The organism is Jiella mangrovi (assembly GCF_017815135.1).
GTDB lineage: Bacteria > Pseudomonadota > Alphaproteobacteria > Rhizobiales > Rhizobiaceae > Jiella > Jiella mangrovi.
The window spans coordinates 195,885-216,423 of sequence record NZ_JAGJCF010000002.1; the positions used below are offsets into that span (position 1 = coordinate 195,885).

At 63.4% G+C, this 20,539-nt stretch carries 20 protein-coding genes; all 20 read right to left on the bottom strand.

Features of this window, described 5'->3' with window-relative positions; genetic code table 11:
* Window positions 1–6: 6 nt before the first annotated feature.
* On the bottom strand, window positions 7–207 hold the full coding sequence (rpmC, locus tag J6595_RS03875) for a 50S ribosomal protein L29 (RefSeq protein ID WP_209593138.1): 201 nt from the start codon (window positions 205–207) through the stop codon (window positions 7–9).
* A gap of 12 nt (window positions 208–219) precedes the next feature.
* Window positions 220–633, bottom strand: a complete 414-nt coding sequence (gene rplP / locus J6595_RS03880; protein ID WP_209593139.1) for a 50S ribosomal protein L16 — start codon at window positions 631–633, stop codon at window positions 220–222.
* A 24-nt stretch (window positions 634–657) separates the two neighbouring features.
* Entirely contained in the window at window positions 658–1,365 is a 708-nt protein-coding gene (gene rpsC / locus J6595_RS03885; protein WP_209593140.1) for a 30S ribosomal protein S3, read from the bottom strand.
* Window position 1,366: 1 nt separating this feature from the next.
* Window positions 1,367–1,756, bottom strand: coding sequence for a 50S ribosomal protein L22 (gene rplV, locus J6595_RS03890; RefSeq protein ID WP_209593141.1), 390 nt, complete (start codon window positions 1,754–1,756; stop codon window positions 1,367–1,369).
* Between the two features lies 1 nt (window position 1,757).
* Window positions 1,758–2,036, bottom strand: a complete 279-nt coding sequence (gene rpsS / locus J6595_RS03895) for a 30S ribosomal protein S19 (RefSeq protein WP_207352005.1) — start codon at window positions 2,034–2,036, stop codon at window positions 1,758–1,760.
* A 12-nt stretch (window positions 2,037–2,048) separates the two neighbouring features.
* Complete coding sequence (gene rplB, locus J6595_RS03900) at window positions 2,049–2,885, bottom strand: 50S ribosomal protein L2 (protein WP_209593142.1); 837 nt, start codon at window positions 2,883–2,885, stop codon at window positions 2,049–2,051.
* Between the two features lie 22 nt (window positions 2,886–2,907).
* A complete protein-coding gene (locus tag J6595_RS03905) occupies window positions 2,908–3,201 on the bottom strand; it encodes a 50S ribosomal protein L23 (protein ID WP_209593143.1) in 294 nt (97 codons plus the stop codon).
* Window positions 3,198–3,818: a 50S ribosomal protein L4 gene (rplD, locus tag J6595_RS03910; RefSeq protein ID WP_209593144.1), complete on the bottom strand. Its 621-nt coding sequence runs from the start codon at window positions 3,816–3,818 to the stop codon at window positions 3,198–3,200. Before rplD ends, J6595_RS03905 begins: the two co-directional genes overlap by 4 nt.
* On the bottom strand, window positions 3,818–4,543 hold the full coding sequence (gene rplC / locus J6595_RS03915; protein WP_209593145.1) for a 50S ribosomal protein L3: 726 nt from the start codon (window positions 4,541–4,543) through the stop codon (window positions 3,818–3,820). The genes rplD and rplC overlap by 1 nt, the downstream gene beginning before the upstream one ends.
* A gap of 26 nt (window positions 4,544–4,569) precedes the next feature.
* Complete coding sequence (gene rpsJ, locus J6595_RS03920; RefSeq protein WP_007066362.1) at window positions 4,570–4,878, bottom strand: 30S ribosomal protein S10; 309 nt, start codon at window positions 4,876–4,878, stop codon at window positions 4,570–4,572.
* Between the two features lie 178 nt (window positions 4,879–5,056).
* Entirely contained in the window at window positions 5,057–6,232 is a 1,176-nt protein-coding gene (gene tuf / locus J6595_RS03925; RefSeq protein WP_209593146.1) for an elongation factor Tu, read from the bottom strand.
* 63 nt (window positions 6,233–6,295) lie between these two features.
* On the bottom strand, window positions 6,296–8,386 hold the full coding sequence (gene fusA, locus J6595_RS03930; RefSeq protein WP_209593147.1) for an elongation factor G: 2,091 nt from the start codon (window positions 8,384–8,386) through the stop codon (window positions 6,296–6,298).
* Window positions 8,387–8,416: 30 nt separating this feature from the next.
* Window positions 8,417–8,887 carry a 30S ribosomal protein S7 gene (gene rpsG / locus J6595_RS03935; protein ID WP_209593148.1) on the bottom strand — a complete coding sequence of 157 codons (471 nt, stop codon included), beginning with the start codon at window positions 8,885–8,887 and terminating at the stop codon, window positions 8,417–8,419.
* Between the two features lie 31 nt (window positions 8,888–8,918).
* On the bottom strand, window positions 8,919–9,290 hold the full coding sequence (rpsL, locus tag J6595_RS03940; RefSeq protein ID WP_084409349.1) for a 30S ribosomal protein S12: 372 nt from the start codon (window positions 9,288–9,290) through the stop codon (window positions 8,919–8,921).
* A gap of 343 nt (window positions 9,291–9,633) precedes the next feature.
* Window positions 9,634–10,143 carry a GNAT family N-acetyltransferase gene (locus J6595_RS03945; protein WP_425342118.1) on the bottom strand — a complete coding sequence of 170 codons (510 nt, stop codon included), beginning with the start codon at window positions 10,141–10,143 and terminating at the stop codon, window positions 9,634–9,636.
* 142 nt (window positions 10,144–10,285) lie between these two features.
* Window positions 10,286–14,482: a DNA-directed RNA polymerase subunit beta' gene (gene rpoC / locus J6595_RS03950; RefSeq protein WP_209593149.1), complete on the bottom strand. Its 4,197-nt coding sequence runs from the start codon at window positions 14,480–14,482 to the stop codon at window positions 10,286–10,288.
* 126 nt (window positions 14,483–14,608) lie between these two features.
* Window positions 14,609–14,818, bottom strand: coding sequence for a hypothetical protein (locus J6595_RS03955; protein ID WP_209593150.1), 210 nt, complete (start codon window positions 14,816–14,818; stop codon window positions 14,609–14,611).
* Between the two features lie 27 nt (window positions 14,819–14,845).
* Entirely contained in the window at window positions 14,846–18,994 is a 4,149-nt protein-coding gene (rpoB, locus tag J6595_RS03960) for a DNA-directed RNA polymerase subunit beta (protein WP_209593151.1), read from the bottom strand.
* 422 nt (window positions 18,995–19,416) lie between these two features.
* Window positions 19,417–19,797, bottom strand: coding sequence for a 50S ribosomal protein L7/L12 (gene rplL / locus J6595_RS03965; protein ID WP_209593152.1), 381 nt, complete (start codon window positions 19,795–19,797; stop codon window positions 19,417–19,419).
* 51 nt (window positions 19,798–19,848) lie between these two features.
* Entirely contained in the window at window positions 19,849–20,367 is a 519-nt protein-coding gene (rplJ, locus tag J6595_RS03970; RefSeq protein ID WP_209593153.1) for a 50S ribosomal protein L10, read from the bottom strand.
* Window positions 20,368–20,539 lie beyond the last annotated feature (172 nt).

The window sequence follows — 20,539 nt, forward strand, 5'->3', positions numbered from 1 at the left end:
GGTCCTTTAGGCCTTGGCGGTTTCCGCCTTGGCGCGCGCGATCGTCTTGATCCGTGCGATGTCGCGACGGACCTGGCGCACGCGCGCGGTGTTCTCGAGTTGACCCGTGGCCCGCTGGAAACGCAGGTTGAACTGCTCTTTCTTCAGCTTGGCGAGCTCGTCGGTGAGTTCGTCCTGGGTCATCGTCCTGACGTCGGAAGCTTTCACGTCAAACTCTCCTTATTCCGCAATGCGCTGGATGAAGCGCGTGCGCACCGACAGCTTGGCAGCGCCGAGGCGCAGCGCTTCGCGAGCGATATCCTCGGGCACGCCGTCGATCTCGAACATCACACGGCCGGGATGAACCCGGGCCGCCCAGTAATCGACCGAGCCCTTGCCCTTACCCATGCGAACTTCCGTCGGCTTCGACGTCACCGGGAGATCCGGGAAGATCCGGATCCAGACCCGGCCCTGACGCTTCATCTGACGGGTGATCGCGCGGCGGGCCGCCTCGATCTGACGGGCCGTGACCCGGTCGGGCTCCAGCGCCTTCAGGCCGAAGGCGCCGAAATTGAGCGCCGTTCCACCCTTGGCGGTGCCGTGAATGCGCCCCTTGAACGCCTTCCGGTACTTCGTACGCTTTGGTTGCAGCATCTTCTATACTCCGAAATCTGGCGCTCAGGCGTGCTCGCGACGACGCCCGCCGCCGCCCTGGGCATCGCCCTCGATCTGACGGCGCTCGGCGGCCATCGGATCGTGCTCGAGAATCTCGCCCTTGAAGATCCAGACCTTGACGCCGCAGATACCATAGGCGGTCTTCGCCTCGGCGGTTCCGTAGTCGATGTCGGCGCGCAGCGTGTGCAGCGGCACCCGGCCTTCGCGGTACCATTCGGTCCGGGCGATCTCCGCGCCGCCGAGACGGCCGCCGCAATTGATGCGGATGCCTTCGGCGCCGAGGCGCATCGCCGACTGGACGGCCCGCTTCATCGCCCGGCGGAACGCAACGCGGCGCTCTAGCTGCTGGGCGATCGACTGGGCGACCAGCGTCGCGTCGATCTCAGGCTTGCGCACCTCGACGATGTTGATGTGCGTCTCGGCCTTGGTCATCGAGGACAGCTTCTTGCGAAGCTTCTCGATGTCGGCGCCCTTCTTGCCAATGACGATGCCCGGGCGAGCCGAGTGGATCGTGATGCGGCACTTCTTGTGCGGACGCTCGATGACGATCTTGGAGACCGCCGCCTGCTTCAGCTCGTTCATCAGGAACCGGCGGATCTCCAGATCCTCGTGGAGGAGCTGGCCATACTCACCCTTGTTCGCGAACCAGCGCGAGTCCCAGGTGCGGTTGATGCCGAGCCGAAAGCCGGTCGGATTGATTTTCTGACCCATCTTATGCGGCCTCCTCGATTTCCTCGGCCTCGCGCACGACGATCGTCAGATGCGCGAAAGGCTTCTCGACCCGGCTCGCACGACCACGCCCACGGGCATGGAAGCGCTTCATCGTGATCGACTTGCCGACATAGGCCTCGGCGACAACGAGCGCGTCGACGTCGAGATCGTGATTGTTCTCGGCGTTCGCGATGGCGCTTTCCAGCGTCTTCTTGACCGTCTCGGCAATCCGCTTGCGAGAGAAGGTGAGCTCGGCGAGTGCCCGGTCGACCTTCTTGCCGCGGATCAGCTGAGCCACGAGATTCAGTTTCTGCGGGCTGACGCGGATCGAGCGGGCCACTGCCCTCGCCTCGTTATCCGCCAGCCGACGCTCGGCCTTCGCCTTGCCCATGTTACTTCCTCTTCGCCTTCTTGTCGGCGCCGTGGCCGTAATAGGTACGGGTCGGAGCGAACTCGCCGAACTTGTGTCCGACCATGTCCTCGTTCACCGAGACCGGAATGTGTTTGGAGCCGTTGTAGACGCCGAAGGTCAGACCAACGAACTGCGGCAGAATGGTCGACCGCCGGGTCCAGATCTTGATGACGTCGTTACGACCGCTCGAACGGGCCTTGTCGGCCTTCTTGAGAAGAAAGCCATCGACGAACGGGCCCTTCCAGACAGAACGTGCCATTGAAAGTTTCCCTTACTTCTTGCGCTGATGGCGCGAGCGCATGATGAACTTGTCGGTCGCCTTGTTCTGGCGCGTGCGCTTGCCCTTGGTCGGCTTGCCCCACGGGGTGACCGGATGACGACCGCCGGACGTGCGGCCTTCACCGCCGCCATGCGGGTGATCGACCGGGTTCATCGCAACGCCGCGAACATGCGGCCGCTTGCCGAGCCAGCGATTGCGGCCCGCCTTGCCGAGATTGATGTTGCCGTGATCGGGGTTCGACACGGCGCCAACGGTGGCGAAGCACGACGACGACACGAGGCGCTGCTCGCCCGAGTTCAGGCGCAGGATCGCCATGCCCTGATCGCGACCGACCAGCTGGGCATAAGACCCGGCCGAACGTGCGATCTGGCCGCCCTTCTCCGGCTTCATCTCCACATTGTGGATGATGGTGCCGACGGGAAGAGCCGACAGCGGCATCGCATTGCCCGGCTTGACGTCAACGCCGGACTTGCCGGCGATGACCTGGTCGCCCACGGCCAGACGCTGCGGCGCCAGGATGTAGGCGACCTCGCCGTCCTCATAGCGGATCAACGCGATGAAGGCCGTGCGGTTCGGATCATATTCGATCCGCTCCACGGTCGCGGCGACATCCAGCTTGCGACGCTTGAAGTCGATAACGCGATAGGTGCGCTTGTGTCCACCGCCCTGGTAGCGGGCGGTGACGCGGCCGGTGTTGTTGCGCCCACCCTTCTGGGTGAGGCCCTCGGTCAGATGCTTGACCGGCTTGCCCTTGTAGAGGCCCGAACGGTCGACGATGACCAGCTGGCGCTGGCTCGGCGTGTTCGGCTTGAAATTCTTGAGTGCCATGTGCCTATTCCTCCGGTCCCGCTCAGAGTCCGGTCGAGACGTCGATCGACTGACCTTCGGCCAACGTCACGACGGCTTTCTTCTGGTCGCTCTGACGGCCGATACGGCCCTTGAAGCGCTTGACCTTGCCCTTGCGGACGAGGGTGTTCACAGCGGTGACCTTGACACTGAACAGAGCCTCGACGGCCGCCTTGATCTGCGGCTTGGTCGCGGTGCCCGGAACGTTGAACACCACCTGGTTCGATTCCGACAGGAACGTCGACTTCTCGGTGATCACCGGCGAGGTGATGACGTCGTAATGGCGCAGATCCGTCATTTGAACCGCTCCTCGAGAGCCTCGACTGCGGCCTTGGACAGAACCAGCGTCTGCCGGCGCAGAATGTCGTAAACATTGATGCCCTGAACCGGCAGGACGTCGATGTGCGGAATGTTGCGGGCCGATCGCGAGAAGTTCTCGTCGAGTTCGGCACCGTCGATGATCAGCGCATTGGCAAGACCCAGATCGGCAAAACGCTTGACCGCCGTCTTGGTCTTGGCCTCTTCGGCCTTGAGCTCGTCGACGATGATCAGACCGCCGGACTTCGCCTTGGCCGACAGGGCGTGACGCAGAGCCAGAGCCCGGAACTTCTTGGGAAGATCGTGGGCGTGGCTGCGGGTCGTCGGCCCATGGGCCTTGCCGCCGCCGCGGAACTGCGGGGCTCTCGCCGAACCGTGACGGGCACGGCCCGTGCCCTTCTGGCGGTAGAGCTTGGCACCGGTGCGCGCGATCTCGGCGCGGCCGAGGGTCTCGTGCGTGCCCTGCTGGCGCTTGGCCAGCTGCCAGCGAACCATGCGCTGCAGGATGTCCTCGCGCGGCTCGAGGCCGAAGATCTCGTCAGCCAGCGTCACCTTGCCGGCGTCGGACCCGTCGAGGCTCTTGATCGTGATATCCATTACTCAGCCCCCTCGGCTGCGGTCGCTTCGGCCGGAGCCGCATCGTTCGCCGCCTGGCGGAGCGCGGCCGGCTTCGGCGCGTTGTCCGGCAGCGAAGCCTTCACGGCGTCGCGGACCTCGATCCATCCACCCTTCGAACCCGGCACGGCGCCGCGAACGAGGATGAGACCCTTTTCGGGATCGGTACGGACGATCTGGAGGTTCTGGGTGGTCACCCGAACCTGGCCCATGTGACCGGCCATCTTCTTGTTCTTGAAGACCTTGCCGGGATCCTGGCGCTGACCGGTCGAACCGTGCGAACGGTGCGAGACGGAGACGCCGTGGGTTGCGCGAAGACCACCGAAGTTGTGGCGCTTCATCGCACCGGCAAAACCCTTACCGATCGAAGTGCCCGTCACGTCGACGATCTGGCCCGGGACGAAATGATCAGCGGTGATTTCCGCACCGATATCGATCAGATTGTCTTCCGTGACGCGGAACTCGACGAGCTTGCGCTTCGGCTCGACGGAGGCCTGGGCGAAAACGCCGCGCATGGCCTTCGACGTATTCTTCACCTTGGCGAGACCGACGCCGAGCTGAACGGCGGTGTAACCGTTCTTCTCGCGGGTCCGCTGGGCGACGACCTGCAGGTTCTCGACCTTCAGGACGGTGACCGGAACATGCTCGCCGGCGTCGTTGTAGACGCGGGTCATGCCGACCTTCTGTGCAATCACACCTGAACGCATGGGGCGCTATCCTTCCCGTGCTCGAATCAGAGCTTGATCTCGACATCAACGCCGGCGGCGAGGTCGAGCTTCATCAGCGCATCGACCGTCTGCGGCGTCGGATCGACGATGTCGAGAAGCCGCTTATGGGTACGCATTTCGAACTGCTCGCGCGACTTCTTGTCGATGTGCGGCGAGCGGTTGACCGTGAACTTTTCGATGCGCGTCGGCAGCGGAATCGGTCCGCGCACATTCGCGCCCGTGCGCTTGGCCGTCGACACGATCTCGCGCGTCGAAGCGTCGAGGACCCGATGGTCGAACGCCTTCAGACGGATGCGGATATTCTGGCCGTTCATATTCTATTGTCCTCTGTCGGAAGCGACCGGCAAGCCAGCCCTTTTCCGAGCGCTTGTCTTTCTTCACATCAGCCAATTCGAGTGCGGGAGACATTCCCGCCCGGCCCAGTCGCAGGGGCCGAACCGGCCGGCGCGTGGCAATCCAGAGGGATACCCGCGCCGGCCAAAGCGGTCTCGACTACTCGACGATCGCCGCGACGATGCCGGCGCCGACGGTGCGGCCGCCTTCACGGATGGCGAAGCGCAGGCGCTCTTCCATCGCGATCGGCACGATCAGCGTGACGTCCATGGTCACGTTGTCGCCCGGCATCACCATCTCGGTGCCCTCGGGCAGCGTGCAAACGCCGGTCACGTCCGTCGTGCGGAAGTAGAACTGCGGGCGGTAGTTGGTGAAGAACGGGGTGTGGCGACCGCCCTCTTCCTTGGTCAGGATGTAGGCCTCGGCCTTGAACTTGGTGTGCGGCTTCACCGAACCCGGCTTGCACAGCACCTGGCCACGCTCCACGCCCTCGCGGTCGACGCCGCGGATCAGCGCGCCGATATTGTCGCCGGCCTGGCCCTGGTCGAGCAGCTTGCGGAACATCTCGACGCCCGTGACCGTGGTCTTGCGGGTGTCGCGGATGCCGACGATCTCAACTTCCTCGCCGACCTTGACGATGCCGCGCTCGACGCGGCCGGTGACGACCGTGCCGCGGCCCGAGATCGAGAACACGTCCTCGATCGGCATCAGGAAGGGCTGGTCGACCGGACGCTCGGGCGTCGGGATATAGGCGTCGACTTCCTTCATCAGCGCGCGGACGGCATCCTCGCCGATGGTCTTGTTGCTGTCTTCGAGGGCCGCGAGAGCCGAGCCCTTGATGATCGGAATGTCGTCGCCCGGGAACTCGTAGGACGACAGAAGCTCGCGAACCTCGAGCTCGACCAGCTCGAGAAGCTCCTCGTCGTCGACCTGGTCGACCTTGTTGAGGAAGACGACGATCGCCGGAACGCCGACCTGACGGGCGAGCAGGATGTGCTCGCGGGTCTGCGGCATCGGGCCGTCGGCGGCCGAGCAGACCAGGATCGCGCCGTCCATCTGGGCCGCGCCGGTGATCATGTTCTTCACGTAGTCGGCATGGCCCGGGCAGTCGACATGGGCGTAGTGACGGGCTTCCGTCTCGTATTCCACGTGCGCCGTCGAGATCGTGATGCCGCGCGCCTTCTCCTCGGGCGCCGCGTCGATCTGGTCATAGGCCCGGAACTCGCCGAAGAACTTCGTGATCGCAGCCGTCAAAGACGTCTTGCCGTGATCGACGTGTCCGATCGTGCCGATGTTCACATGCGGCTTGTTCCGCTCGAATTTGCTCTTGGCCATAGTGCCACTCCATCTATTTCGTCTTGGCTCGAAGGAGCCGAACTTGTCCGACCGCGAAGGTCTTTATGCGTATTTCTTCTGGATCTCTTCGGCGACCTGGTTCGGAACCGGCTCGTAGTGATCGAAGATCATCGTGTACTGCGCCCGGCCCTGAGACATCGAGCGCAGGGTGTTCACATAGCCAAACATGTTGGCCAGCGGCACCATCGCATTGACGGCCTGGGCGATACCGCGGGGTTCGGTCCCCTGGATCTGACCGCGGCGGGAGTTCAGGTCGCCGATCACGTCACCGACGTAATCTTCGGGCGTGATGACCTCGACCTTCATGACCGGCTCGAGCAACCGCGGACCAGCCTTCTGGATGGCTTCGCGGAAACCGGCTCGTGCCGCGATCTCGAAGGCGAGAACCGAGGAGTCGACGTCGTGGAAGGCGCCATCGGTGAGCTCGGCCTTGATGTCGACCATCGGGAAGCCCGCGAGCGGACCGGAACCCATCACCGACTTGACGCCCTTTTCGACGCCCGGGATGTATTCCTTCGGCACCGCGCCGCCGACGATCTTCGACTCGAAGGAGAAGCCCGCGCCGATCTCGGCCGGCTCGAAGGTCATCTTGACCCGGGCGAACTGGCCCGTGCCACCGGTCTGCTTCTTGTGCGTATAGTCGATGTCGGCCTTGCGGGTGATCGTCTCGCGATAGGCGACCTGCGGTGCACCGATATTCGCCTCGACCTTGAACTCGCGCTTCATGCGATCGACGAGAATGTCGAGGTGAAGCTCGCCCATGCCGGCGATGATCGTCTGACCGCTTTCCTCGTCGGTCTTGACGCGGAAGGACGGATCCTCAGCGGCGAGACGGTTGAGGGCCAGACCCATCTTTTCCTGGTCGGCCTTGGTCTTCGGCTCGATCGCGATCTCGATGACCGGATCGGGGAATTCCATGCGCTCCAGAATGACCGGCTTCAGCGGATCACACAGCGTGTCGCCCGTGGTCGTGTCCTTGAGGCCGGCCAGAGCGACGATGTCGCCGGCATAGGCCTCTTCGATGTCTTCGCGGGAGTTCGAGTGCATCTGCAACATGCGGCCGATGCGCTCTTTCTTCTCCTTGACGGTGTTCTGGAGCGAGGAGCCCTTGGTCAGAACGCCGGAGTAGATGCGAGCGAAGGTGAGCGAGCCGACGAACGGATCGTTCATGATCTTGAAGGCCAGCATCGACAGCGGCTCGTCGTCCGAGGACTTGCGAACCATCTCGCCTTCGGTCTTCGGATCGATACCCTTGATCGGCTTGACCTCGACCGGCGACGGCAGGAAGTCGACGACGGCGTCGAGCAGCGGCTGAACGCCCTTGTTCTTGAAGGCCGAACCGCACAGGACCGGCGTGAACCAGACGTCGCAGGTGCCCTTGCGGATCAGCTTGCGGATCTCGTCATTGTCCGGCATCTGGCCTTCGAGATACCGCTCCATCGCCGGCTCGTCGACCTCGACGGCTGCCTCGATCATCATCTCGCGATATTCTTCGGCCTGGGCCTTCATGTCCTCGGGGATCTCGAGGATGTCCCACTGGGCGCCGAGGCTCTCGTCGCGCCAGACGAGCGCCTTCATCTCGATCAGGTCGATGACGCCCTTGAGCTCGCTCTCCGCGCCGATCGGCAGCTGGATCACGACCGGACGGGCACCGAGGCGCGACTTGATCATCTCAACGCAGCGAAAGAAGTCGGCGCCGATCTTGTCCATCTTGTTGACGAAGATCATCCGCGGGACCTGGTACTTGTCGGCCTGACGCCAGACAGTCTCGGTCTGCGGCTCGACGCCGGCATTGGCGTCGAGAAGAGCGATCGCGCCGTCGAGGACGCGAAGCGAGCGCTCGACCTCGATGGTGAAATCGACGTGGCCCGGCGTGTCGATGATGTTGAAGCGGCGCTTCTTGCCGTCACGGCCCTGCCAGAACGTCGTCGTGGCAGCGGACGTGATCGTGATTCCGCGCTCCTGCTCCTGCTCCATCCAGTCCATCGTCGCGGCGCCGTCATGGACTTCGCCGATCTTGTGGGACTTGCCGGTATAGAAGAGAATCCGCTCGGTCGTCGTCGTCTTGCCCGCATCGATGTGGGCCATGATGCCGAAATTGCGGTAGTCTTCGATCTTGTATTCGCGTGCCATCGGGCGTCGCCTTTCAGATGGAAGCCAGAATTACCAACGGTAGTGCGAGAAGGCGCGGTTGGCTTCCGCCATCCGGTGCGTGTCTTCCCGCTTCTTGACGGCCGAGCCGCGATTGTTCGCAGCATCCATCAGCTCGCCGGAGAGGCGATCGACCATCGTCGTTTCGTTACGGCTGCGAGCAGCCGTGATCAGCCAACGGATCGCCAGCGCCTGACGGCGCTCGGGGCGTACATCGACCGGGACCTGATAGGTCGCACCACCAACACGGCGGGAGCGGACTTCCACATGGGGCGCGATATTCTCGAGCGCCTGATGGAAGACGGCCACCGAATCCTGGCGGGTCTTCTCATGCACGGAGTCGAACGCGCCGTAGACAATGCGCTCGGCGATCGACTTCTTGCCGTCATACATCACGGCGTTCATGAACTTCGACACGACGAGATCACCGAACTTCGGGTCCGGGTTGATCTCACGCTTTTCGGCTCTGTGGCGGCGGGACATTCTATCGTCTCTTCAACTGATCGCGGGTCGATTACTTCGGACGCTTGGCGCCGTATTTCGAGCGCCGCTGCTTGCGGTTCTTCACGCCCTGCGTATCGAGCACGCCGCGGATGATGTGATAGCGAACACCGGGAAGATCCTTCACGCGACCGCCGCGGATCATCACCACGGAGTGCTCCTGAAGGTTGTGGCCCTCGCCCGGAATATAGCCGATGACTTCGTAGCCATTGACGAGACGCACCTTGGCGACCTTACGAAGCGCCGAGTTCGGCTTCTTCGGCGTGGTCGTGTAGACACGCGTGCAAACGCCGCGCTTCTGCGGGTTCGCTTCAAGTGCCGGGACCGTGTTGCGCTCCGTGGGGCGCACCCGTGGCTTCCGGATCAATTGGTTGATGGTCGGCATTCAACCTTCCTCTACAGTCTTCCAGTCCCAGGTTCATAACGCGACGCCACCACGCAAAGTGAGGCTGACCTCGCCATGCGCGAAACCGGGCAACGCTCTGCCTTTCTTGGCGGAGGGCCCGGATAGAAGCAGAGGACCGCGAACGGTCGTGCACCAGAGAATGACGTCTCGTTGAACGCAGCCTTGTTTGAGGCGACTGTTTCCCGGACTTGGCGTCGACAGGAAGATTCGGTCTCACATCGGCTTTGTTGAGGCGTACCTAAACGTTCGGGTTGGGCCCGTCAAGCGCTGGAGTCCCGTTTTACGGCCCGAAAACGGCCGAAAACGCCTTATCTGCCATGCATCAGCATGGTCGCTCGTAGTATCCGACCGTCTTGGCGCCCCCTGGCAGGACGGCGCTGCCGGTTCGGGTAAAACCGAGCGCCTCGTGGAAGCGGATCGACTGCGGATTGGGAGGGTCGAGGTTGATTTCGCAGACGACTCGACCGGCATCGGCCGACTCGGCGGCCGCAAAGACCGAATCGTAAAGAGCGCGTGCATGTCCCCTCCCCCGGGCTCGCGCCGCCACGACGATCCGATCGACATAGACGAAACGCGCGTAGCGTGTCTTGAACCAGAGGAAGTTCGGGCTGTCGTAGTCGGCGGTCTCGTCGAAGGCGAGGAGGAAGGCCGTGGCGTCGGCCGTTTGAAGCGCCAGGAACGCGCTCTCGACAAGCCGCTCGAAGCCTGGCGCGTCGAGGAGTGACAACTCGGCGGCGTGCAGGTTGTTGAGGGCGAGCAGCGTGGCTTTGTCCGGGCCGTGGATCATGACAATCCCACTCGGCCCCGTCTCAGGTGTCGTCGTCACCGGCATCCCTCATCCCTTTTCACCATGCGGGCCTGCCGAGCCATTGCGCGCACAGCTCCAGCCTCCGGAAGACTAGCCGCCCATAGCAAAGGGCCGCCCCCTTTCGGAAGCGGCCCCTTGTCTAATTCAGAGCAGAAACGTCCGCGGACTACTCGGCAGCGTCGTCCACCGCCGTCAGCATGCGATCCGTCTCCGCGACATTCGAGGCCTTGCGGCGATCCTCCAGGATGAGGTCGTCGCGCGACCCGGCGATGCGGCGCATCTGGGTCATCATGCCGCCGGTACCGGCCGGGATGAGGCGACCGACGATGACGTTCTCCTTCAGGCCCTGCAGCGTATCCATCTTGCCGGCGACCGCCGCCTCGGTGAGGACGCGGGTGGTCTCCTGGAAGGATGCCGCCGAGATGAAGGACGGCGTCTGCAGCGAGGCCTTGGTGATGCCGAGCAGAACCGGATTGCCGGAAGCCGGCTTCTTGCCGTCGTCCTCGAGACGCTCGTTGATCTCCGCAAGCTCGATCCGGTCGACATGGTCGCCCGGGATATAACCCGAGTCGCCGGATTCGACGATCTCGACCTTCTGCAGCATCTGCCGGACGATGACCTCGATGTGCTTGTCGTTGATCAGAACGCCCTGCAACCGGTAGACCTCCTGGATCTCGTTGACGAGGTAGCTCGCCAGAGCCTCCACGCCGCGAATGGCCAGAATGTCGTGCGGCGCCGGATTGCCGTCGAGGATGTAGTCGCCCTTCTCGATCACGTCGCCTTCCTGAAGGTGGAAGGGCTTGCCCTTCGGGATCAGGTATTCGACCGGCTCGACGCCATCCTCATGCGGCTCGATGACGATGCGGCGCTTGTTCTTGTAGTCGCGTCCGAACTTCACCGTACCGTCGATCTCGGCGATGACGGCGTTGTCCTTCGGCTTTCTCGCCTCGAACAGTTCGGCAACCCGCGGCAGACCGCCGGTGATGTCCTTGGTCTTCGCGCTTTCCATCGGAATACGCGAAAGGACGTCGCCGGCCTGCACCCGCTGGCCCGGCTCGACCGACAGGATCGCGTCGACCGACTGGAAGTAGCGGGCGTCCGAGCCACGGGCGAGCTTGAGGATCTCGCCATTGTCGCCCTTGATGACGATGGCTGGCTTCAGATCCGTGCCACGCGGGCTCGCCCGCCAGTCGATGACCGCACGCTTGGTGATGCCGGTCGCCTCGTCGGCCTGCTCCGAGACGGAGATACCGTCGACCATGTCCTCGTAGTCGACCGTGCCCTCGAGCTCGGTCAGCACCGGACGGGTGTAGGGATCCCACTCGGCGATACGCTGGCCGCGCCGCACGGCGTCGCCATCGTCGACATAGACGCGCGAACCGTAGGTGACGCGGTGCGACGCGCGCTCCTTGCCACTTTGATCCATGATCAGGATCGCCATGTTGCGGCCCATCGCCACCAGCTTGCCGTCCGAATCCCGGACGACGTTGCGGTTGCGGATCTTCACCGTGCCCTCGTAGGAGGCCTCGAGGAACGAGCTATCGACGACCTGCGCCGTGCCGCCCATGTGGAAGGTGCGCATGGTGAGCTGGGTGCCCGGCTCGCCGATCGACTGCGCCGCGATGACACCGACGGCCTCGCCCATGTTGACGGGCGTGCCGCGGGCGAGATCGCGCCCGTAGCAGGTGGCGCAGATGCCGGTTCGGATCTCGCAGGTCAGCGCCGAGCGGATCTTCACCGACTGGACGCCTGCCTTCTCGATGATCTCGACATCGGGCTCCTCGATGGTGACGCCACCCTTGACGATGACCTCACCGGTGAGCGGATGGACGATGTCGTCCAGAGCCGTGCGTCCGAGGATGCGCTGACCGATCGAGGCGACGACCTGTCCGGCGTCGACGATCGGCTGCATCGTCAGGCCCTTTTCGGTGCCACAATCGGTCTGCGTGATGATGCAGTCCTGCGCGACGTCGACGAGGCGGCGGGTCAGGTAGCCCGAGTTCGCGGTCTTCAAGGCGGTGTCTGCCAGACCCTTGCGGGCGCCGTGGGTCGAGTTGAAGTACTCGAGCACGGTCAGGCCTTCCTTGAAGTTGGAGATGATCGGCGTCTCGATGATCTCGCCCGAAGGCTTGGTCATCAGGCCGCGCATCGCCGCGAGCTGGCGCATCTGGGTGGGCGAGCCACGGGCACCGGAGTGGGACATCATGTAGATCGAGTTCATCGGCTTCTGCCGCTTGTTCTCGTCGAACTCGACCGCCTTGATGCGCTCCATCATGTGCTCGGCGATCTTGTCCGTGCACTTGGCCCAGGCATCGACCACCTTGTTGTACTTCTCGCCCTGGGTGATCAGGCCGTCATTGTACTGCTGCTCGTATTCCTTCGCGAGCGCCTGGGTCTCGCCGATCAGCTTGGCCTTGGACTCCGGAATGACCATGTCGTCCTTGCCGAAGGAAATGCCGGCGGTGCAGGCATTGCGGAAGCCGAGCTGCATGATCCGGTCGCAGAAGATGACCGTCTCCTTCTGACCGCAGTGGCGATACACCGTGTCGATCATCTTGGAGATGTTCTTTTTCGTCATCAGCTGGTTGCAGATGTCGAAGGGGATCATGTGGTTCTTCGGCAGAAGCTCGCCGATCATCATCCGGCCCGGCGTCGTCTCGTGGATCGCCGAGACCGGGTTGCCCTCGGCGTCGACGGTCTTGAAGCGGCCGCGAACCTTCGAATGCAGCGTGACCGACTTCGACACCAGCGCATGGTCGAGCTCGCCCATGTCGGAGAAGGCCATGCCCTCGCCCGGCTCGTTCTCGTTCATGATCGACAGGTAGTAGAGGCCGAGCACCATATCCTGCGACGGCACGATGATAGGCTGACCGTTGGCGGGATGCAGGATGTTGTTGGTGGACATCATCAGGACGCGGGCTTCGAGCTGCGCCTCGATGGACAGCGGCACGTGCACCGCCATCTGGTCACCGTCGAAGTCGGCGTTGAAGGCCGTGCAGACCAGCGGATGCAGCTGGATCGCCTTGCCCTCGATCAGCACCGGCTCGAAGGCCTGGATGCCGAGACGGTGCAGCGTCGGCGCGCGGTTGAGCAGCACCGGATGCTCGCGGATCACCTCGTCGAGGATGTCCCAGACTTCCGGACGCTCCTTTTCGACCAGCTTCTTGGCCTGCTTGACGGTGGACGAATAGCCCTTGGCGTCGAGCCGCGCATAGATGAACGGCTTGAACAGCTCCAGCGCCATCTTCTTCGGCAGGCCGCACTGATGCAGCTTCAGTTCCGGACCCGTCACGATGACCGAACGGCCGGAATAATCGACGCGCTTGCCGAGGAGGTTCTGGCGGAAGCGGCCCTGCTTGCCCTTCAGCATGTCCGACAGCGACTTCAGCGGGCGCTTGTTGGCGCCGGTGATGACGCGGCCACGACGACCGTTGTCGAACAGCGCGTCGACGGCCTCCTGCAGCATCCGCTTCTCGTTGCGGATGATGATGCCCGGCGCACGCAGCTCGATCAGCCGCTTCAGACGGTTGTTGCGGTTGATGACGCGGCGGTAGAGGTCGTTGAGGTCGGACGTCGCGAAGCGGCCGCCGTCCAGCGGGACGAGCGGGCGCAGGTCCGGCGGGATCACCGGAACGACCGTCATGATCATCCATTCCGGGCGATTGCCCGATTCCAGGAAGTTCTCGACGATCTTCAGCCGCTTCATCAGCTTCTTCGTCTTGAGCTCCGACGTCGTCGCCGCCAGCTCCTCACGAAGATCGCCGGCGATCTTTTCCAGATCCATCGAGCCGAGCAGTTCCTGGATCGCCTCGGCGCCGATCAGCGCCGTGAACGAATCCTCGCCGAACTCGTCGATGGCGATCATGTACTCTTCCTCGGACAGGAGCTGATGCTCCTTCAGCGAGGTGAGACCCGGCTCGGTGACGATGTAGTTCTCGAAGTACAGAACCCGCTCGATGTCCTTCAGGGTCATGTCGAGCAGCGTGCCGATGCGGCTCGGCAGCGACTTCAGGAACCAGATGTGGGCGACGGGCGCGGCGAGCTCGATATGGCCCATGCGCTCGCGCCGGACGCGCGAGAGGGTGACCTCGACGCCGCACTTCTCGCAGATGATGCCCTTGTACTTCATCCGCTTGTACTTGCCGCACAAGCACTCGTAGTCCTTGATCGGGCCGAAGATGCGGGCGCAGAACAGGCCGTCGCGCTCCGGCTTGAAGGTGCGGTAGTTGATGGTTTCCGGCTTCTTGATCTCGCCGAAGGACCAGGAGAGGATCTTTTCCGGGCTCGCCAGCGAGATCCGGATCGAGTCGAACGTCTGCGCCGCTGCCTGCGGGTTGAAGATGTTCATGACCTCTTGGTTCATGGCTTTCTCCTTTTGAGGCCTCGGGCCCCTGAGGCATCGCTGAGCGATGCATGAAGAACGTTTTGGTGAAGCGCCTGCGAGCGCTTCATATTTGCCGATCGGATCGCCCGCGATCCGGGCAAGAATTCAACTGACCAGACGAACCAGCAACAGAATGATGCCGACATTTGCGGCAAGCAGAAATCCGAGCATCCACTTCATGATGCCGAGATCCGTCCGGACATCGGCGATCTGTTTGTGAAAATCCGCGACTTCTTCCGCGGCCTTTCGAGCCCTCTCGTCATCGACATTTGCCGAGCGGAGGGCGTCGTACAATGATCCCATGATCAATGCCATGACGCCCTCCGAACTTTGCTTTCGCGCTTACTCCGCCGCGTCCGGCAGTTCCGCGCCGCCGGACGGCGCCGGCAGTTCGGCCGTGGTGTTCTGCAGGTCGACGTCGAGGCCAAGCGAGCGCATTTCCTTGACGAGAACGTTGAAGCTCTCCGGAATGCCCGATTCGAAGGCATCGTCTCCGCGCACGATCGACTCGTACACCTTGGTTCTGCCGGCGACGTCGTCCGACTTCACCGTGAGCATCTCCTGCAGGGTGTAGGCGGCGCCATATGCCTCCAGGGCCCAGACCTCCATCTCGCCGAAGCGCTGTCCGCCGAACTGCGCCTTGCCACCGAGCGGCTGCTGGGTGACCAGCGAGTACGGGCCGATCGAACGGGCATGGATCTTGTCGTCCACCAGGTGGTGCAGCTTCAGCATGTAGATATAGCCGACTGTCACCTGGCGGTCGAACGATTCGCCGGTACGCCCGTCATAGAGTGTCACCTGGCCAGAGCCGTTCAGCCCGGCCTTTTCGAGCCACTCGACGATATCCTTCTCGTTCGCCCCGTCAAAGACCGGGGTCGCGATGGACACGCCCTTGGTCATCTGCTTGGCGAGCGTCAGGACGCTGTCGTCGTCATAGGACTTCACCGGCTCGTTGCGGTCGTTGTCGCCGAGCAGGCCGGCGATCTCGTCCCGGATCGGGGCGACATCGTGGTTCTGCTTGTAGACCTCGATCATCTCGCCGATCTTCTTGCCCATGCCGGAGCAGGCCCAGCCGAGATGCGTCTCGAGGATCTGCCCGACATTCATCCGGCTCGGCACGCCGAGAGGGTTGAGCACGATGTCGACATGGGTGCCGTCCTCGGTGAATGGCATGTCCTCAACCGGCACGATCCGCGAGACGACGCCCTTGTTGCCGTGACGGCCGGCCATCTTGTCGCCGGGCTGGATCTTGCGCTTGACCGCGACGAAGACCTTGACCTGCTTCATGACGCCGGGCGGCAGCTCGTCACCGCGCTGGACCTTCTCGACCTTGTCCATGAAGCGCTGCTCGAGCGTCTTCTTCGCCTCGTCATAGACGTTGCGCAGATCCTCGAGTTCGGCCTGGAGCTTCTCGTCCTCGACGGCGAACATCCACCACTGCGAGCGCGAGAACTCGGCCATGGCATCGGGCGAAAGGACCGAGCCCTTGCGGAAGTTCTTCGGACCCGCGATCGCGGCCTTGCCGTCGAGCATCTCGACGAGACGCCCATAGACGTTGCGGTCGAGGATCGCCTGCTCGTCGTCGCGATCCTTGGCGAGACGCTCGATCTCCTCGCGCTCGATCGCCATGGCGCGCTCGTCCTTCTCGACGCCGTGCCGATTGAACACGCGCACCTCGACGACCGTGCCGTAGGCTCCCGGAGGCATCCGGCTCGACGTATCGCGGACGTCGGACGCCTTCTCGCCGAAGATGGCGCGCAGGAGCTTTTCCTCCGGCGTCATCGGGCTTTCGCCCTTCGGCGTGATCTTGCCGACCAGGATGTCGCCCGGCTGGACCTCGGCACCGATATAAACGATGCCGGCCTCGTCGAGGTTCTTCAACGCCTCTTCCGACACGTTCGGAATGTCGCGCGTGATCTCTTCCGGTCCAAGCTTGGTGTCGCGCGCCATGACCTCGAACTCCTCGATATGGATCGAGGTGAAGACGTCGTCGGCGACGATGCGCTCCGACAGGAGGATCGAATCCTCGTAGTTGTAGCCGTTCCACGGCATGAAGGCGACGAGCACGTTGCGGCCGAGCGCCAGATCGCCGAGGTCGGTCGACGGGCCGTCGGCGATGATGTCGCCCTTGTTCACCCGGTCACCCACCGCGACCAGCGGACGCTGGTTGATGCAGGTGTTCTGGTTGGAGCGCTGGAACTTCATCAGCCGGTAGATGTCGACGCCGGACCTGCCGGCCTCGAGATCTTCCGTCGCACGGATGACGATACGCGTCGCATCGACCTGATCGACGATACCGGTCCGCCGGGCGCCGATCGCGGCGCCGGAGTCCCTTGCGACGACCGGCTCCATGCCGGTGCCGACGAACGGCGCCTCGGCCCGCACCAGCGGCACGGCCTGACGCTGCATGTTCGAGCCCATCAGCGCGCGGTTGGCGTCATCGTTCTCGAGGAACGGAATGAGCGCCGCGGCGACGGAGACGAGCTGCTTGGGCGAAACGTCCATCAGATCGACGTTGTCGCGCGGCGTCATGAAGACGTCGCCCGAATGACGGCAGACGACGAACTCGTTCTGGAAGGTCATGTCGTCGTTGAGGACCGCGTTCGCCTGGGCGACGTGGTGCTTGGACTCTTCCATGGCCGACAGATAGACGACCTCGCTGGTCACCTTGCCGTCGACGACCTTGCGGTACGGGCTCTCGATGAAGCCGTACTTGTTGACGCGCGCAAACGTCGCCAGCGAGTTGATCAGGCCGATATTCGGGCCTTCCGGCGTCTCGATCGGGCAGATCCGGCCGTAATGGGTCGGATGCACGTCGCGGACTTCAAAGCCGGCCCGCTCGCGGGTCAGACCGCCCGGTCCAAGCGCCGAAAGACGACGCTTGTGGGTGATCTCGGACAAGGGGTTGGTCTGATCCATGAACTGCGACAGCTGCGAGGAGCCGAAGAACTCGCGCACGGCGGCAGCCGCCGGCTTGGCGTTGATCAGATCCTGCGGCATGACCGTGTCGACCTCGACCGAGGACATGCGCTCCTTGATCGCGCGCTCCATGCGCAGGAGGCCGACGCGGTACTGGTTCTCCATCAGCTCGCCGACCGAGCGGACGCGGCGGTTGCCGAGATTGTCGATGTCGTCGATCTCGCCGCGACCATCGCGCAGGTTCACCAGCGTCTTGACGACGGCGAGGATGTCCTCCTTGCGCAGGACGCGCACGGTATCCTCGGCGTCGACGTCGAGACGCATGTTCATCTTGACGCGGCCGACCGCGGAAAGATCGTAGCGCTCCGAATCGAAGAACAGCGAGTGGAACATCGCCTCGGCGGTTTCCATCGTCGGCGGCTCGCCCGGGCGCATCACGCGGTAGATGTCGAACAGCGCGTCCTGACGGCCCTCGTTCTTGTCGACGGCGAGCGTATTGCGGATGTAGGCGCCGACATTGACATGGTCGATGTCGAGGACCGAGATCTCTTCATAACCCGCATCGTCGAGGACCTTGAGGGTCTTCTCGTCGAGCTCGTCACCGGCCTCGAGATACACCTCGCCCGTGGCGAAGTTCACGATGTCTTCGGCCAGATAATAACCGTAGAGATCTTCTTCGGTGGCGCGCAGGGCCTTGACGCCCTTTTCCATCATCTGCCGGGCCTGGCGGGCGGTGACCTTCTTGCCGGCCTCGACCAGCACCTCACCGCTGTCGGCGTCGACGAGGTCGACGGTCGCATTCTGGCCACGCACGCGCTCGACCGAGAACGGGACGCGCCAGCCGGCCTTGTCCTTCTTGAACTCGAGCACGTTGTAGAAGGTCGAGAGAATTTCCTCGCCATCCATCCCGAGCGCCATCAGGAGCGACGTCACCGGGATCTTGCGGCGGCGGTCGATGCGCGCATGAACGACGTCCTTGGCATCGAACTCGATGTCGAGCCAGGAGCCGCGATAGGGGATGACGCGGGCGGCGAAGAGCAGCTTGCCGGAAGAGTGCGACTTGCCCTTGTCGTGATCGAAGAAGACGCCGGGCGAACGGTGCATCTGCGAGACGATGACGCGCTCGGTGCCGTTGACGATGAAGGTGCCGTTCATCGTCATGAGCGGCATGTCGCCCATGTAGACGTCCTGCTCCTTGATGTCCTTGATCGACTTGGCCTGGGTGTCCTCGTCGATATCGAACACGATGAGGCGCAACGTGACCTTCAGCGGCGCGGCAAAGGTGAGATCGCGCTGCCGGCACTCGTCGACGTCGAACTTCGGCGCCTCGAACTCGTACTTCACGAATTCGAGCATCGCCTGGCCGGAAAAATCGGAAATCGGAAAGACCGACTTGAAGACCGCCTGCAGACCTTCGTCGCCGCGGCCGCCCTCCGGTTCGTCCACCATCAGAAACTGATCGTAGGAGGCCTTCTGGACCTCGATGAGATTGGGCATCTGTGCCACTTCGGGAATGTGCCCGAAGACCTTGCGCACCCGCCTGCGACCGGAAAATGTCGTCGTCTGGGACATCGTCGCTCCTTCTCGTAACGCCTTCGCCCTTGACCCAAGGGCTGACCCTGCTATCCCTCTCGCCGAGAGGGCCGCCGCCGCTAAAGCGGCAAATCGATCGATGGGCGAAAAGCCCGTTTCCGGCCCTTGAGCCGGCGAACACGCCGGTTTCCGCCGAAAGCGGGAACCTCGCCCTACCCCGCCGAAGCGGGGCTAACATCCTTGCCGAGCTACCCGGCCCGCATCACCAAACTCCGCCTCGGCACCGGCGGCGTTTGGAGATACGCCCTCGCATTCTCGACATCGCCCGAAAGCCGGACGATCGCCCGTCAAATCGCGGGCACCGGCCAGCGGGATCTTCTTGCCCCGGCTAGCAGGCACGGAAGGCGGGACGGCAAAAACCGCCCCGCCCACCGGATGTTCGTTGCGCCGAAGCGCAGCGATTACTTGACTTCGACCGTCGCACCAGCCTTCTCGAGCTGGTCCTTGATCTTGTCGGCCTCTGCCTTGTCGACGCCTTCCTTGACAGGCTTCGGCGCGTTGTCGACGAGGTCCTTGGCTTCCTTGAGGCCAAGGCCCGTGAGCGCGCGGACTTCCTTGATGACGTTGATCTTCTGCGCGCCGGCAGAAGCGAGGATGACGTTGAACTCGGTCTGCTCTTCCGCAGCAGCGGCCTCACCGCCCGCAGCACCGCCGGCAGCAGCGACGGCGACGGGAGCAGCGGCGGAAACGCCCCACTTCTCTTCGAGCATCTTCGAAAGCTCAGCCGCCTCGAGGACGGTCAGGCTCGACAGGTCTTCAACGATCTTGGCGAGATCAGCCATGTTATATTTCCTTCAGGTTCGAACTTTGGTTTGAGCAGCGAGGAACCAGCCTCAGGCCGCCTCGTCCTTCTTGGCATAGGCCCCGAAAACGCGTGCGAGCTGTGCCGCAGGCGCCTGGACCACCCCGGCGATGCGCGTGGCCGGCGTCTGAATCATGCCGACGAGCTTCGCCCGCAGTTCGTCCAGCGACGGCATGGTGGCGAGAGCCTTCACACCGTCCGCATCGAGGGTTGAGGTCCCCATCGCTCCGCCGAGGATCACGAGCTTCTCGTTAGCCTTGGCGAAATCGTTGGTGACCTTGGCCGCCGCGACCGGATCGCTCGAATAAGCGATCAGCGTCTGGCCCTCGAACAGGTTCGAGATGCCTTCGGCGTCCGTGCCTTGAAGAGCGATCTTGGCAAGACGGTTCTTCGCGACTTTGACGGACCCGCCCGCTTCACGCATCTTGGAACGATAGTCGTTCATCTGCGCGACGGTGAGTCCGGCATAGTGGGCCACCACGACGGTCGACGAGGCCTTGAAGGTCTCGTTGAGGGTCGTGACGAATTCGCGCTTTTCCGCTCTGTCCACTGCCTCTCTCCAGTTGGCCGATCGTCTCCTTTCGGAGGCTTTCGGCCGGTTGCCTTTTGCCGCCCGGATCATCCGGACGACGCTCGGAGATCCTGTCCCCTTACCCGTGACCTGCGGATGGAACCCGCGGGCGGCGCAAGGCATTCAGAGTTCGAACCCGCATCCAGCATGA